This window comes from Streptomyces sp. NPDC053665 (assembly GCF_055585285.1).
Window position 1 is genome coordinate 105305 of sequence record NZ_JBVJKK010000011.1, and the last position, 14913, is coordinate 120217.

A 14913-nucleotide genomic window follows, 5' to 3' on the forward strand; every position below is an offset into this window, starting at 1 on the left:
GACAACTCGGGGGACAACTCAGTGGGGCATGGAGTGCCGGAACTCGTACTGGAATCAAACGGACGTACCTGGACGCTCGATCCGTCCAGGGCATACACCCTCGGACGCGATCCGCAGGGGGACGTCGTCTTCGACGACGCCAGGGTCTCCTGGCGTCACGCCACGGTCCGCTTCGACGGCCGCAGTTGGGTCATCGAGGACCACGGCAGCACCAACGGCACCTTCGTGCAGGGGCAGCGCGTCCACCAGGTGGAGCTGGGCCCCGGTTCGGCGGTCAACCTGGGCAACGCGACCGACGGCCCGCGCCTGAACCTCTCCGGAGCCGCGGCCTCCGTCGCCACACCGCAGGCCCGGCCCCAGCAGCAGCCGTACGCCGCGCAGGGCGCGGGCCCGGGCTGGGGGCAGCAGGCCCCCTCCCAGCAGCCGCCGCACCAGCAGGCCGCGCCGCACCAGCAGAACGCCCCGCAGGCCGGCTGGCAGCAGCCGCAGCAGGGCGCCGCGCACATCCCGCAGCAGCAGGGCCCCGGCGGTGCCGCGGGGGCGCCGCCGGTCCACGGCGACCGCAGCCCGACCACCTTCCACCAGTTCTCCCTCGGCCGCGTGATGCGCATCGGCCGTGCCCTGGAGAACGAGCTGGTCGTCTCGGACCTGCAGGTCTCCCGGCACCACGCCGAGTTCCACGCCACGCCCGACGGCCGCATGGAGATCCGCGACCTCGGCTCCCACAACGGCACGTACGTCAACGGTCTGCCGATCGCCAAGGGCGGCTCGCAGCTGCTCGGCCCGACCGATGTCGTGGGCGTCGGCCACTCGACGTTCCGGATCGTCGGCGACCGGCTCGAGGAGTTCGTCGACACCGGTGAGGTGTCCTTCTCCGCGCGCCACCTGACCGTCACGGTCGACGGCGGCAAGCAGATCCTCAAGGACGTCTCGTTCGGCGTCCCGGAGAAGTCGCTCATCGCGGTCATCGGCCCGTCCGGTTCCGGCAAGTCGACGCTGCTGAAGGCGCTCACCGGCTACCGCCCCGCCAACCAGGGCGAGGTCCTGTACGACAACCGGAACCTGTACAAGCAGTTCGCCGAGCTGCGCCAGCGCATCGGTCTGGTCCCGCAGGACGACATCCTGCACAAGGAGCTGACCGTCAAGAAGGCCCTCAAGTACGCGGCCAAGCTGCGCTTCCCCGCCGACACCACGGCGGCCGAGCGCGAGGCCCGGATCGACGAGGTGCTGCGCGAGCTCAAGCTCGACATCCACAAGGACAAGAAGGTCACGTCCCTGTCCGGCGGCCAGCGCAAGCGCGTCTCGGTCGCGCTGGAGCTACTGACCAAGCCGTCGCTGATCTTCCTGGACGAGCCGACCTCCGGCCTCGACCCGGGCATGGACCGCGACGTCATGCAGCTGCTGCGGGGCCTCGCCGACGACGGCCGCACGGTCCTCGTCGTCACCCACTCGGTGGCCGAGCTGGCGATCTGCGACAAGCTGCTGGTGATGGCGCCGGGCGGTTCGGTCGCCTACTTCGGTCCGCCGGAGGAGGCACTGAACTTCTTCGGCTACGACACCTGGGCCGACGTCTTCTCCGCCTTCGAGAACTACCGCGACTACGACTGGGCGGGCCGCTGGAAGGGCTCGCAGCACTACCAGATGTACGCCGCGGACATCGACGCCGTCGCGCCGCAGTCCGTACAGGTTCCGGCCATGCAGGCGATGAAGCCGCCGAAGCCGCAGGGCTGGATGTCGCAGTTCGTCACGCTGGTCCGGCGCTACGTGTCGGTGATCGCGTCCGACAAGGGCTTCCTGGCGCTGATGGTGATCCTGCCGGCCGTGCTCGGCGCGGTGAGCCTGCTCATCGACGCGGACAAGGGCCTGCTGCCCAACCCCGCCAACCCGCAGACCGGCCGGATCATCCCGAACGGCACGGCGACCACGGTCCTGCTGATCCTCGCGGTGGGTGCCTGCTTCGCGGGCGCGGCGAACTCGGTCCGCGAGCTGATCAAGGAACGGGTCATCTACGAGCGGGAGCGCGCCACCGGCCTGTCCCGCTCGGCGTACCTGATGTCGAAGGTGTTCGTGCTCGGCATGATCACCGTGCTCCAGGGCCTGCTCGTCGGCGTCATCGGCTTCTCCAGCCGGGAGATCCCCGAGGAGGGCCTGATCTTCGGCAGTGCCACCCTGCTGGAGCTGTCGGTGCCGATCATGGCGCTGGGCTTCACGTCCATGATGTTCGGCCTGATCATCTCGTCGCTGGTGAAGACGGCCGAGAAGACCATGCCGCTGCTGGTGATGTTCGCGATCATCCAGGTCGTGTTCACCGGTTGCCTGTTCACGCTGCACGGCTCGATCGGCGTCAACCAGTTCTCGTTCCTGATGCCGTCGCGCTGGGCGGTCGCCGCCTCCGGCGCCACGCTGGACTTCAACAGGATCAGCCCGCCCGAGACGGCCGGCGACACCGACCCGCTGTGGGAGCACACCGCCGGGGCCTGGGCCATGGACATGGGCGCGCTGCTGGTGCTCGGCGTGATCTGCGGCTTCTTCGTGGCCCGCTTCCTGCGGCGCCACGAGCCCGAGGTCATGCGCAAGTAGTCACCGCCTCGCGGCGCCCGAAGGGCGGCACCCCGTCAGGAGGGTGCCGCCCTTCGGCGTTCAGTCAGCGAAGCGATGAGGTCCCGCGCCGGCCTCAGTACGCGCTGTTGACGTTGTCCATCGAGCCGTACTTGTCGGCCGCGTAGTGGCAGGCGGCGGTGATGTTGGCTACCGGGTCGTAGATGTCCCAGGAGGTGCCGGGGACGTGCCAGTGCGCGAAGGTCGGCGGGATGACCTGCAGCAGGCCCTTCGACGGGATGCCGTTGATCGCGTTGATGTCCCAGTTGTTGATCGCCTTCGGGTTGCCCGAGGACTCACGCATGATGTTGCGGTGGATGCCGTCGTACGACGCCGGGATGTCGTGCTTCTTCAGGATGTCGAGCGACTCGCGGATCCAGCCGTCGAGGTTGTTCGGGTACTTCTTGACCGTGGCGCGCTTGGCGTCGCGGCTCGCGGCCTCCTTGGCCTTGCGCGCGGCCTCGGCCTTCTTCTTGGCGGCCTCGGCGGCCGCCTTCTTCTTGGCCGCGGCGGCGGCCTCGGCCTTCTGCTTGGCCGCTATCTGCTCCGCCTTCAGGCTGGCACCGGCCATCTGGTCGGTGACGCTCGCCTTGACGTCCTTGATCTGCTCGGTGCTGTACGCCACGGCAGCCGGCTGAGCGGCCTCGGTCGTGGTCTTCGTCGAAGCACCGCTCGGCACCGCGGAGAACCCGATGGCGGCGGCACCCAGGGTGGCGACACCGGCCATGGCGATCTTGTGGTGACGGGTCAGGCTACGACTCTGAACACGGCTGAAGATGTTCTTGGGCATGCTGAGTGGACCTCTTCGAATAGCGCGGGAGTCGCTCGGCGTCCGGCGTTGGACTCGGTGTGTTTCCGACACGAACGCCGCGGGGGAAGAACCCACGGCGCTGAGCGACGTCTGCAATTCTTAGCGGCCGCAAAATGGCGTGGCAAAGGTGTGACGTACGAAAGAAGATAGTGGATCAGGGAGGGGTAAACCGGGTCAGAAAGGACTGTCTGGGCCGCTCAAAAGGGGCGGCTTTGTCTCCTACGCCCTTTCGTACGTGACGTGCGCCCTATGCGCGGGCTCACACGGGGCACCCCCCGTTCTCACCGCCCGTTGCACGAGCGATGCTCAGTGTGAGGGGCCGTCAGAAGGCCGTCCGGGCTCGGTCACGGCAACAGCAGATGCACGTCGCCGAACTCGTGCCACAGGTACCGGCCCCGGAGCGCGGCCGCGTACCCCCGCTCGACCGCGGTGCTGCCCGCGAGCGCCCGCAGCATCAGCAGGTGCGACGCCTCCGGCTCGTGCAGCCCGGTCAGCAGCCCGTCCACCACGCGCACCCCGCGCTCCGGCGTGACGACGAGGTCCGTCCACCCCTCACGCGCGCGCACGACCCCGTCGGAGTCCACCGCCGACTCCACGGCCCGCACCGCCGTCGTCCCGACCGCCACGACCCTGCCCCCCGCGGCCCCGGCCGCGTTGATCAGCCGTGCGGAGGTCCCGGGAACCGCGAAGCGCTCCGGGTAGGGCGGTTCGTGGGCCTCCGCCGAGGCCACCCCCGTGTGCAGGGTGATCGGCGCGAACTGCACCCCCCGGCTCACCAGCTCCGTCACGACCCGGGCGGTGAAGGGCCGCGCCGCACTCGGCATCTCCGCGCTGCCCGACCCGTCCGCGCGGGGCAGCGCGAACACCGTCTGGTAGACGGACAGCGGCTGGTCCCGCTCCGTGTAGGAGTAGCGGATGGGCCGCCCGTACTCCCGCAGCAGCCCTGGCACCGGATCCGGCTCCTCCCCGGCGCCGTCCCCCCGCCCGTTCACCACCGCCGCCCACCACAGTCGTCCGCTCCGTGCGCTCAGCGGTTCCTCCGGCACCAGTCGCGTCCCGCCCGGCAGCCACACCTCACTGCCCGCGGGCGCCCCCGCACGCGCGCGCGTGGTGCCGCGCCCGTCCGGTTCCCGCAGCTCCACCGCCCAGCGGCCGTCGTCGCCGCGGGTGGAGAAGTGCACCACCACGCGTGCGTGCCCGATCCGCCCGTCGACCGCCGCTGCCAGCGTCGGCGAGGTGTTGACCACCAGCACGTCCCCGGCCCGCAGCAGGCCGGGCAGCTCCCGGAACGTGTGGTGCGCCACCCCGGCCCCCCGTGACACCAGCATCCGCACGCCGTCCCGGTCCAGCCCGGGCGCCCGCTGCTCCACCGGCACCCGGGCCGACAGCTCCTGCGGCACCCGTACCGCGAGCGTCATCGGACCCCCTCCGCCAGGGCCGCGGCCGCGTACCGCCCGCTGGCCGGCCGCTCGTCCAGCAGCCGCAGGAACCCCGGCACCACCCGGGCCGGCTCGGGCCGCGGGTCCGGGTCGTCCGGCACGGCCGCCGCGTACAGGTCGGTGGCCATGTCACCGGGATCGACGGCCCAGACCCGCAGCCCCGGCTCCTCCACGGCGAGCACGGCCGCCAGGTGGTCCAGCGCCGCCTTGGACGCCCCGTAACCGCCCCACGTCTCGTACGCCTCGGCCGCCGCGTCCGAGCTGACCGCCACCACGGCACCCGCGCCCGAGGCCCGCAGCAACGGCAGCGCCTCCTGCACCAGCCCCAGCCCCGCGACCAGATTCACCTCCAGGGCCCGGCGCAGCCCCTCCAGCGGCAGCTCCTCCAGCCGCACCAGAGGCTCCGCGCCCAGCGCGCTGGCGTTGTGCACCAGCAGGTCGACCCCGCCCAGCCGCCACGCCGCCGCCACCAGCCCGGCCCGGTGCCCGGGGTCGGTGACGTCCCCGGGCAGGGCCGTCACCCGTGTGCCGTGCACGGCGACCGCCCGCGCCGCCTCCGCCAGCACCTCGGCGCCCCGGGCATCGAGCACCAGGTCCCAGCCCCGTTCGGCCAGGGCCCGCGCCAGGGCCAGGCCCAGCCCCTTCGAGGCACCCGTGATGATCGCCACCGGCATGATCCGCTCCCTCGTCCTGATCACCGTCGACCGAGGCCGGTCGACGTGCCCTCAACGTAGGAACGGAGCCGTCCGGCCCGCCTCCGCCGCAGGCCGCAAGCCACCGGGTCCCTTGGCCGTAGACCGCGAGCCCCCGGTCCGGGGACCCGGGCCGCCGCACCGCCCCCTTCGGCGCCAGGCAGGCCGCCCGGACCTGCGCCCCGCCGCTCCCGGCCCGGTCCCCGGATCTACGCCCCGCCCCCGCGGCCTCGGCCCCGCGACCTAGGTCCAGCGGCCCCGCCCCGGCCGCCACCGGCCCGATCCGCGCCGCCGGGCACGCCGGTACGGTGAGGACATGAGTCACGGCCCCCGGTCCGGCCTCGCCGCGGTGAGCTCCGCGCTCCTGGCCATGAGCAGGCACCTGGAGGTGCGCGACGTCCTCAAGACGATCGTCGCCTCGGCCCGCGAGCTGCTCGACGCGCAGTACGCCGCACTCGGCGTACCGGACGACCACGGCGGCTTCGCCCAGTTCGTCGTCGACGGCGTCAGCGAGGAGCAGTGGAAGGCCATCGGCCCCCTGCCGCGCCAGCACGGCATCCTCGCCGCGATGCTGCACGAGGCGAGGTCCGAGCGCCTGGCCGACGTCCGCAAGGACCCCCGCTTCGAGGGCTGGCCCAAGGCCCACCCCGATCTGGTCGACTTCCTCGGCCTGCCGATCCGCGACGGGGACGAGGTCATCGGCGCCCTGTTCCTCGCCAACAAGAACTGCTCCAGGCCCGACGGCGGTTGCGGCTTCACCCAGGACGACGAGGAACTGCTCGGCATCCTCGCCCAGCACGCCGCGATCGCCCTGACCAACGCCCGCCTGTACGAACGCAGCCGGGAGCTCACCATCGCCGAGGAGCGCTCCCGCCTCGCCCACGAGCTGCACGACGCGGTCAGCCAGAAGCTGTTCTCGCTGCGCCTGACCGCCCAGGCCGCCGCCCGTCTGGTGGACCGGGACCCCTCCCGCGCCAAGGGGGAACTGCATCAGGTGGCGGTGCTGGCCGCCGAGGCGGCGGACGAACTGCGGGCGGCCGTGGTCGAGTTGCGTCCGGCCGCCCTCGACGAGGACGGTCTGGTCGCCACCCTGCGCACCCAGATCCAGGTCCTCGACCGCGCCCACAGCGCCCGCGTCACCTTCACCGCCCACGGCGTGAAGGCCCTGCCCGCCTCCCAGGAGGAAGCCGTCCTGCGGGTCGCCCAGGAAGCGCTGCACAACGCCCTGCGCCACTCCGGCGCCGAGCACGTCGACGTCACCCTGGAACGGCGCGGCGGGGGAGCGGTGCTGCGGGTCACCGACGACGGCGGCGGATTCGACCCGAGCGCGGTGCGCCGCGCCGGACGCCACCTCGGTCTGGTCTCGATGCGGGACCGGGCCGGCGGCGCCGGCGGCACGCTCACCGTGGAATCGGCGCCCGGCAAGGGCACCACGATCGAGATGGAGGTCCCCGGTGGCTGACGCAATCAGGGTGCTGCTCGTCGACGACCACCAGGTGGTCCGCCGGGGCCTGCGCACCTTCCTCGAGGTGCAGGACGACATCGAGGTCGTCGGCGAGGCCGCGGACGGCGCCGAAGGAGTGGACCGCGCCGAGGAGTTGCGCCCCGACGTCATCCTCATGGACGTCAAGATGCCGGGCATGGACGGAGTCGACGCGCTGCGCCGACTCCGCGAGCTCGACAACCCCGCGCGCGTGCTCGTCGTCACCAGCTTCACTGAACAGCGCACGGTCGTCCCGGCTCTGCGCGCGGGCGCCGCCGGGTACGTCTACAAGGACGTCGACCCCGACGCGCTCGCCGGGGCCATCCGCTCCGTCCACGCCGGGCACATCCTCCTCCAGCCGGAGGTGGCCGGCGCCCTGCTCTCCCAGGAGGAGGCCAACTCGGGCCCGGGCCGGGCCGGTTCCCTCACCGAGCGGGAGCGCGAGGTGCTCGGGCTGATAGCGGACGGCCGCTCCAACCGCGAGATCGCCCGCGCCCTCGTCCTGTCCGAGAAGACCGTCAAGACCCACGTCTCGAACATCCTGATGAAGCTCGACCTGGCCGACCGGACGCAGGCGGCGCTGTGGGCCGTCCGCCATGGTGTGGCGGGCTGACACCCTGCTCCCACGGCACCGCGGAAGGTTCCGTTCCGGACTGAGATTCATACTGTCGTGGGAACGTCCCCCATATGGCGCATCCTCGGGGGATCTTCACCGTTCTCCAGTGCGTGCTGCGGCGCCTGCCGCGGCAATCGCTAGGAGGGCTCAGAAGTGAAGAACCTGAAGAAGGCAGCGGCCGTGACGATGGTGACCGGTGGCCTGCTGGCCGCGGGCGCGGGCATGGCCTCCGCCACCAGCGCGCACGCCGACGGCCAGGCCGTGGGCTCCCCGGGCGTCGGCTCGGGCAACGTCGTCCAGGCCCCGGTGCACGTGCCGGTCAACGTCTCCGGCAACAGCGTGAACGTCGTGGGCATCCTGAACCCGGCCTTCGGCAACCTGGCCGTCAACCACTGACGCGCCGCCTCCGTCTCCGAGCCGGAGGTGACACCGGCCTCCCGGCCCCGCCCGGGAGGCCGGCCCGCACGACCGCAGGCCCGCGGCGCTCCCCGGCCCCGGAGACCCGCTCAAGCAAGGGCGCACGTCACCGTGGCCTCGGGCGCGGCACGAACCCCCGTCACCGCACCGGTCACCGCACCCCGCGCTCCCGCTCCTCCACGACGGAGTTGTACGCCGCGACCTGCGCCCGCCGGGCCGTCCGCTCCACCGGCCGCAGCGCCTCCCGCCGCGCCGCGATCTCCGACGAACTCATCGCACCCCCGTGACCGCTCTCGGTCGCCACGGCGATGAGCGCCCCCACCCGCTGCGCCAGCTCCAGCACCCGCACCGCCCGCGGCGGATACCCCGGCGCCAGCACCTCCCGCCCGCGCTCGGCCCGGGCCCGGTACGCCTCGACGGCCGCCTCGGCCACCGGCCCCGACCCGGCCACGTCCAGCCGCGTCAGCACCTCGGTCGCCTCCCGCAGGGCCTCCGCGAGCTCCCGCTCCGCCTCGCCCAGCGACGGCACGTCCGCCGGGGGCGCCTCCCGCACCGGCAGCACATGCCAGATCACCTCGACCTGCACCCCCTCGGGGCCGGCGTCGTACACGTCCGGCACCAGCCCGAGCGCGGCCCCGTGACAGACCACCGCCTCCTCCGCCTCCAGCGCCCGCGCGTTGAACTCCGGCGGCCCGCTCAGGCCCAGCGGATGCCCCGGCGCCGGCAGCGCCACCCGCAACCCGGTCGCCCCGAGCCGGCGCAGCCGCCCCAGCGCGAGCGTCAGACCGACCTGGCCCGGCTCGTCCGGCAGCCCGGCCACCCGGTGCACCGCGTCCTCGCCGACGATGGCGAGCACCGCGTCATCCGGAGAGACAAGTCCGGCCAAAAGGGCGTTTCCCCAAGCGGCGAGGCGCCCGGCACGTGGTTCAGCAAGCATGCCTCCACCCTAGGACCCTCCAAGGACCGGACCGAGGGAATGCCCCGGTCGGCCGGTGGCGTAGATTTCATGGAGGGCTGCGCCCACCGGCGCGGCGGACCGAGCCACAGGCGTACGCGACAGCCGAGACCGGCCACACTGCAAGGGGAGACAACGCGCTCATGAGCGATGTTCTGGAGCTTCAGGACGTATCCGTGGTCCGCGAGGGCCGGGCTCTGGTGGACCAGGTCTCCTGGTCGGTCAAGGAGGGCGAGCGCTGGGTCATCCTCGGCCCGAACGGCGCCGGCAAGACCACCCTCCTGAACCTCGCTTCCACCTACCTCTACCCCAGCGCGGGCACCACCACCATCCTCGGCGAGACCCTCGGCCGCCCCGGCACCGACGTCTTCGAGCTGCGCCCCCGCATCGGCATGGCCGGCATCGCCATGACCGAGAAGCTCCCCAAGCGCCAGACGGTCCTGCAGACGGTCCTCACCGCCGCCTACGGCATGACCGCCACCTGGAACGAGGACTACGAGGAGGTCGACGAGCAGCGCGCCCGCGCCTTCCTCGACCGGCTCGGCATGAGCGACTACCTCCAGCGCCGGTTCGGCACCCTCTCCGAGGGCGAACGCAAGCGCACCCTCATCGCGCGCGCCCTGATGACCGACCCCGAGCTGCTCCTGCTCGACGAGCCGGCCGCCGGCCTCGACCTCGGCGGCCGCGAGGACCTCGTCCGCCGCCTCGGCCGCCTCGCCCTCGACCCGATCGCCCCCTCGATGCTCATGGTGACCCACCACGTCGAGGAGATCCCCCCGGGCTTCACCCACGTCCTCATGATCCGCCAGGGCAAGGTCCTCGCCGCGGGCCCGCTGGAGCTGGAACTCACCTCCCGCAACCTGTCCCTCTGCTTCGGCCTCCCGCTCGTCGTCGAGCAGTCGGGCGAACGCTGGACCGCCCAGGGCCTCCCGCTGTCCTGACCCGCACCGCGCAAATCCCCGGTCGGGAGCGGGAATTCACCACGGGCGCCCTGTCGGCGAGAGGCCCCGCGGACCTACCATGACCATGTGGACATCGACGCATGGCTGTGGTGGCTCATCGGCGCGACGGCGCTCGGCATCGCGCTCGTGGTCACCGCGATGCCCGAACTCGGCATGCTCGCGGTGGGCGCCGTCGCCGCCGCCGTGACCACCGGCGTCCTCGGCGGCGGAGCCGTCGCCCAGGTCGTCGTCTTCGCCGTCGTCTCGACCGCGGGCATCGCCGTCGTACGCCCCATCGCGAACCGGCACCGCGCACAACGGCCCCAATTCGCCTCCGGCGTGGACGCCTTGAAAGGCAGGCAAGCCGTCGTCCTGGAGCGCGTCGACGCCTCCGGCGGCCGGATCAAGCTCGCCGGCGAGGTCTGGTCGGCCCGCGCCCTCGACACCGGCCGCGCCTACGAAGTGGGCCAGGAAGTGGACGTCGTGGACATCGAGGGAGCCACCGCCGTCGTCATGTGACCCCGCACGACGCAACTGGTGAGAACTCCTCGCGAGGTACGCGACGGTCTGTCAGACTCGACCAGCAAGATCAACCAAGGATCTTCCGAAGGCGCCGAGGCGGAGAAGGGTACGGGGAACGACGATGGAACCGGTCATCATCGTCCTGATCATTCTGGTGGTGTTGGTCTTCATCGCCCTGATCAAGACGATCCAAGTCATCCCGCAGGCCAGCGCGGCCATCGTCGAGCGCTTCGGCCGCTACACGCGGACACTCAACGCGGGCCTCAACATCGTCGTCCCGTTCATCGACACCATCCGCAACCGCATCGACCTGCGCGAGCAGGTCGTCCCCTTCCCGCCCCAGCCGGTGATCACCCAGGACAACCTGGTCGTCAACATCGACACCGTCATCTACTACCAGGTGACCGACGCGCGTGCCGCGACCTACGAGGTCGCCAGCTACATCCAGGCGATCGAGCAGCTCACCGTCACCACGCTCCGCAACATCATCGGCGGCATGGACCTGGAGCGGACCCTGACCTCCCGCGAGGAGATCAACGCCGCCCTGCGCGGCGTCCTCGACGAGGCCACCGGCAAGTGGGGCATCCGCGTCAACCGCGTCGAGCTCAAGGCGATCGAGCCGCCCACCTCCATCCAGGACTCGATGGAGAAGCAGATGCGCGCCGACCGCGACAAGCGCGCCGCGATCCTCCAGGCGGAAGGTGTCCGCCAGTCCGAGATCCTGCGCGCCGAGGGCGAGAAGCAGTCCCAGATCCTGCGCGCCGAGGGCGAGGCCAAGGCCGCCGCCCTGCGCGCCGAGGGCGAGGCCCAGGCCGTCCGCACGGTCTTCGAGGCCATCCACGCCGGCGACCCGGACCAGAAGCTGCTCTCCTACCAGTACCTCCAGATGCTCCCCAAGATCGCCGAGGGCGACGCCAACAAGCTCTGGATCGTCCCCAGCGAGATCGGCGACGCCCTCAAGGGCCTGTCCGGCGCCATGGGCAACTTCGGCAACATCGGCGGCGGCTCCGGCGGCAACGGAGGCGGGTCCGCGGGCAGCGTCCCCGCCCAGGAACGCCGCGAGAAGCCCTACATCGACTGACAGCACCAGCCGCGCAACGTCCCCCGCGACCCCTTCCCGTCAGGGGCGCGGGGAACCGCGCGAATCAACCGCACTCGACCCGCGGCCGACGACGAGCCACCGAGGCCCCACGGCGAGGGTCACGCCGCGTCCAGCGTCAGCCAATCCGGCAGCGCCGCCAAGTCACCCTGTGTCAGAGCCAAGAGCATCGCATCCGCCGGCGTCGGCTCGAACGGCTGCCGCAGCAGCGGCATCCCCGCCTCCTCCGGAGTCCGGTTCGCCTTGCGGTGGTTGTCCACCGCGCACGAGGCCACCGTGTTCAGCCAGCTGTCCTGCCCGCCCTGCGACCGCGGCACCACGTGGTCCACGGTCGTCGCCCGCCGCCCGCAGTACGCGCACCTGTGCCGGTCCCGCACCAGCACACCCCGCCGCGACCACGGAGCACGTCTTCGGAAGGGCACCCGCACGTACTGGCAGAGCCTGATCACCCGCGGCGCCGGTATGTCGACCGCGGCTCCCCTCATCCGCAGTTCGGGGTGGGCCTGCTCGACAACGGCCTTGTCCTGAAGCACCAGAACGACGGCTCGGTTCAGCGTCACCGTCGACAACGGCTCGAAGCTCGCGTTCAGTACCAGCGTGTCCCGCATACCAGCCCACCTCCCGTGTGCACCGGCCCACCCCCTGGCGGGCTGGGACCAACTCTGGCCGGGCACGCCGAGATGGACAACGCAATATCTGCTGCTCCCACGGGGGGTGACCCCCGCGACCCCCGGCAACAAGAAAATGCCCGCTCCTGATCAATTCCAATACCAGGAGCGGGCAAACGTCGTATGAACGCCGGGACGGCGCGGAAGGCGGCTCAGCCCTCGGCGGGCACCTCGTACTCGCCGACGAGCTGGGCCCGCCCGATCGTGTGGAACCGCAGGTTGAAGCCGACGACGGCCGGCGACGCGTCCGCGTCGGGCCCCAGCTTCTCCTGGTCCACGGCGTAGACCGTGAACACGTACCGGTGCGGCCCGTCCCCGGGCGGCGGCGCGGCTCCGCCGAAGTCCTTGCTGCCGTAGTCGTTGCGGGCGTGGACGGCCCCCTCCGGAAGCCCCTCGAACGTGCCGCCGCCCGCACCCGCCGGCAGCTCGGTCACCGACGCCGGGATGTCGAACAGCACCCAGTGCCAGAACCCACTGCCCGTCGGGGCGTCGGGGTCGTAGCAGGTCACGGCGAAGCTCTTGGTCTCGGGCGGGAAGCCCTCCCACCGCAGCTGCGGCGAGGTGTTGCCGGCCGCTTGGACCTGAGCATCCTGGAGCGTGGCGCCCTCACGGACGTCCTCGCTCGTCACCGTGAACGACGGCACGGGCGGATGGAAGTCGTGGGGGAGCGGCCGCCGCTTGAGCTCGGTCACCTCGGTACCTCCTGGATCGGTTGGTGCGTGCCCTTCCGAGCCTAGGACCTGTCCTAGAACCAGTTGCGCTTGCTGCCCACCTCGGAGAGCCACTGGTTGAGGTACGCCGCCCAATCGGTCCCCTGGTAGTCGTTCAGACCCACCTGGAAGGAGCGGAAGGTGTCGCTGCCCTCGCTGAACAGCCCCGGCCTCTTGTCCATCTCCAGCACCACGTCCATGGCGTGCTGGTCGGCCACGAAGCTCAGCTCGACCTGGTTCAGCCCGCGGTACTGCTGCGGCGGGAAGAACTCGATCTCCTGGTAGAACGGCAGCTTCTGCCGCGTGCCCCGGATGACACCGCGCTCCATGTCCGCGCTCTTGAAGCGGAAGCCGAGCTGGATGAACGCGTCCAGGATCGCCTTCTGCGCCGGCAGCGGGTGCACGTTGATCGGGTCCAGGTCACCGGAGTCCACGGCCCGCGCGATCTCCAGCTCGGTGGTGACACCGATGTTCATGCCCCGCAGCGTCTGCCCGTCGATCGTCGTGATGGGCGTCTCCCACGGGATCTCCAGCCCGAACTGCACCGCGTGCACCGCGTTCGCCTGGAGCTCGAACGCACCGCCCAGCCGGGACTTGGTGAACTCGATGTCCTGCTTGTACTCCTGGTCGCCGCTCTCCACCTCGACCTTGGCCTGCAGCCCGACCGAGAGCCCCTCGATCTGCTGGTTGACGGACCCGCCCTGGATACGCACCTCACCCTGGACGACACCGCCCGGGACGACGTTGACCTCGTGCAGCACCGTCTCGACCGAAGCCCCGCCGGCCCCCAGGCTCGCGAGCAGCTTCTTGAACGCCATGTCTCTCCCTCTCGCCCACTACGGGTGGATCCTTGATCCCTACAAACGCTCTCCGGCCGCGGCCGGTTCCATGCCCCACCCTGACAAGAGCCGGTGCCGGCGACCACCCCGTGGCCGCTTCCCGCCTCCAGTACCCTCGGACGGCATGATCGCGAGCCCCGACCGTACGCCCCTGCCCAGGGAGTTCTTCGACCGGCCCGTCCTCGAGGTCGCCCCCGACCTCCTCGGCCGCATCCTGGTCCGCAGCACCCCGGACGGCCCGATCGCCCTCCGCCTCACGGAGGTGGAGGCGTACGACGGCGAGAACGACCCGGGCTCCCACGCCTACCGCGGCCGCACGGCCCGCAACGCGGTGATGTTCGGTCCGCCCGGTCATGTGTACGTCTACTTCACCTACGGCATGTGGTTCTGCATGAACCTGGTGTGCGGACCCGAAGGCAGGTCCAGCGCGGTCCTGCTGCGCGCCGGCGAGATCGTCGAGGGCGCCGAACTGGCCCGCACCCGTCGACTCTCGGCCCGGAACGACAAGGAACTGGCCAAAGGCCCCGCCCGCCTCGCGACGGCCCTGGACGTGGACCGCTCCCTGGACGGCACGGACGCCTGCACCGCCGCGGACACCCCGCTCCGCATACTGACCGGCGCCCCCGTCCCCTCCGACCAGGTGCGCAACGGACCGCGCACCGGTGTGTCCGGTGAAGGGGCCGTCCATCCCTGGCGGTTCTGGGTCGCGGACGACCCGACGGTGAGCCCGTACCGGGCCCATGTCCCGAGGCGCCGCCGAAGTTGACTCGCCCTACGGGGGTGCGTAAGGTAGTCCGAGCCGCTTGAGCCGGACAGGGCATTCGCCCGCAACCGGAGGCGGCCAAACCACTACCCAGCGACTCCCCTCAGCAGGGGCGAATTCGACGTGTCCGCATGTCTGAATTCGGCGCCGAAAGACTCGATTATGAGTTGGACGGGGAATCGGCTAACGTAGTGAATGTCGAAAGGCCGACGAGCGAAAGCCCGGAAGCCGACGGCGAATCCCGCCGACAGGGAATCGGGTCGAAAAAGATCTGATAGAGTCGGAAACGCAAGACCGAAGGGAAGCGCCCGGAGGAAAGCCCGAGAGGGTGAGTACAAAGGAAGCGACCGTTCCTTGAGA

The 14913-nt window shown here is 71.3% G+C and carries 15 protein-coding genes; 8 read left to right on the forward strand and 7 right to left on the reverse strand.

The genetic code is table 11. The features are described from left to right. Positions 1-33: 33 nt before the first annotated feature. On the forward strand, positions 34-2580 hold the full coding sequence (locus ACZ6ZN_RS32220; RefSeq protein ID WP_469651696.1) for an FHA domain-containing protein: 2547 nt from the start codon (positions 34-36) through the stop codon (positions 2578-2580). 94 nt (positions 2581-2674) lie between these two features. Here ACZ6ZN_RS32220 and ACZ6ZN_RS32225 read toward each other — a convergent pair whose 3' ends face one another. From ACZ6ZN_RS32225 to ACZ6ZN_RS32235, 3 genes are all read right to left on the reverse strand, one after another. Next, the gene (locus ACZ6ZN_RS32225) at positions 2675-3388 is read right to left on the reverse strand and encodes a transglycosylase SLT domain-containing protein (protein ID WP_398111713.1); all 714 of its coding nucleotides are present in this window, start codon (positions 3386-3388) and stop codon (positions 2675-2677) included. A 365-nt stretch (positions 3389-3753) separates the two neighbouring features. Beyond that, complete coding sequence (locus ACZ6ZN_RS32230; protein WP_469651698.1) at positions 3754-4827, reverse strand: S-adenosylmethionine:tRNA ribosyltransferase-isomerase; 1074 nt, start codon at positions 4825-4827, stop codon at positions 3754-3756. Beyond that, positions 4824-5522, reverse strand: coding sequence for an SDR family NAD(P)-dependent oxidoreductase (locus tag ACZ6ZN_RS32235; RefSeq protein ID WP_451877432.1), 699 nt, complete (start codon positions 5520-5522; stop codon positions 4824-4826). The genes ACZ6ZN_RS32230 and ACZ6ZN_RS32235 overlap by 4 nt, the downstream gene beginning before the upstream one ends. A 334-nt stretch (positions 5523-5856) precedes the next feature. Here ACZ6ZN_RS32235 and ACZ6ZN_RS32240 point away from each other — a divergent pair, with 334 nt between their 5' ends. The 3 genes from ACZ6ZN_RS32240 (at position 5857) to ACZ6ZN_RS32250 (ending at position 8035) form a co-directional block, all read left to right on the forward strand. Beyond that, complete coding sequence (locus ACZ6ZN_RS32240) at positions 5857-7002, forward strand: GAF domain-containing sensor histidine kinase (protein ID WP_398111716.1); 1146 nt, start codon at positions 5857-5859, stop codon at positions 7000-7002. Further along, on the forward strand, positions 6995-7636 hold the full coding sequence (locus ACZ6ZN_RS32245; RefSeq protein WP_376333241.1) for a response regulator: 642 nt from the start codon (positions 6995-6997) through the stop codon (positions 7634-7636). Before ACZ6ZN_RS32240 ends, ACZ6ZN_RS32245 begins: the two co-directional genes overlap by 8 nt. 156 nt (positions 7637-7792) lie before the next feature. Beyond that, positions 7793-8035 (forward strand): chaplin, encoded by a 243-nt coding sequence (locus ACZ6ZN_RS32250; protein ID WP_030852293.1) that lies wholly within the window; start codon positions 7793-7795, stop codon positions 8033-8035. A 172-nt stretch (positions 8036-8207) separates the two neighbouring features. Here the strand turns inward: ACZ6ZN_RS32250 and ACZ6ZN_RS32255 are convergent, their stop codons facing one another. Further along, on the reverse strand, positions 8208-8993 hold the full coding sequence (locus ACZ6ZN_RS32255) for a hypothetical protein (RefSeq protein ID WP_469651700.1): 786 nt from the start codon (positions 8991-8993) through the stop codon (positions 8208-8210). Positions 8994-9154: 161 nt separating this feature from the next. Here ACZ6ZN_RS32255 and ACZ6ZN_RS32260 point away from each other — a divergent pair, with 161 nt between their 5' ends. From ACZ6ZN_RS32260 to ACZ6ZN_RS32270, 3 genes are all read left to right on the forward strand, one after another. Beyond that, the gene (locus ACZ6ZN_RS32260; protein WP_398111718.1) at positions 9155-9952 is read left to right on the forward strand and encodes an ABC transporter ATP-binding protein; all 798 of its coding nucleotides are present in this window, start codon (positions 9155-9157) and stop codon (positions 9950-9952) included. A gap of 87 nt (positions 9953-10039) precedes the next feature. Then, on the forward strand, positions 10040-10471 hold the full coding sequence (locus ACZ6ZN_RS32265) for an NfeD family protein (RefSeq protein WP_451877435.1): 432 nt from the start codon (positions 10040-10042) through the stop codon (positions 10469-10471). Between the two features lie 124 nt (positions 10472-10595). Beyond that, positions 10596-11555, forward strand: coding sequence for an SPFH domain-containing protein (locus ACZ6ZN_RS32270; RefSeq protein ID WP_398111720.1), 960 nt, complete (start codon positions 10596-10598; stop codon positions 11553-11555). 119 nt (positions 11556-11674) lie between these two features. Here the strand turns inward: ACZ6ZN_RS32270 and ACZ6ZN_RS32275 are convergent, their stop codons facing one another. From ACZ6ZN_RS32275 to ACZ6ZN_RS32285, 3 genes are all read right to left on the reverse strand, one after another. Continuing rightward, on the reverse strand, positions 11675-12181 hold the full coding sequence (locus ACZ6ZN_RS32275) for an HNH endonuclease (protein ID WP_451877436.1): 507 nt from the start codon (positions 12179-12181) through the stop codon (positions 11675-11677). A gap of 212 nt (positions 12182-12393) precedes the next feature. After that, a complete protein-coding gene (locus ACZ6ZN_RS32280; protein WP_469651704.1) occupies positions 12394-12933 on the reverse strand; it encodes a YbhB/YbcL family Raf kinase inhibitor-like protein in 540 nt (179 codons plus the stop codon). 53 nt (positions 12934-12986) lie between these two features. Then, positions 12987-13769, reverse strand: coding sequence for a sporulation protein (locus ACZ6ZN_RS32285; RefSeq protein WP_398111723.1), 783 nt, complete (start codon positions 13767-13769; stop codon positions 12987-12989). A gap of 145 nt (positions 13770-13914) precedes the next feature. Here ACZ6ZN_RS32285 and ACZ6ZN_RS32290 point away from each other — a divergent pair, with 145 nt between their 5' ends. Next, a complete protein-coding gene (locus ACZ6ZN_RS32290; protein ID WP_398111724.1) occupies positions 13915-14556 on the forward strand; it encodes a DNA-3-methyladenine glycosylase in 642 nt (213 codons plus the stop codon). The last annotated feature ends 357 nt before the right edge of the window (positions 14557-14913 follow it).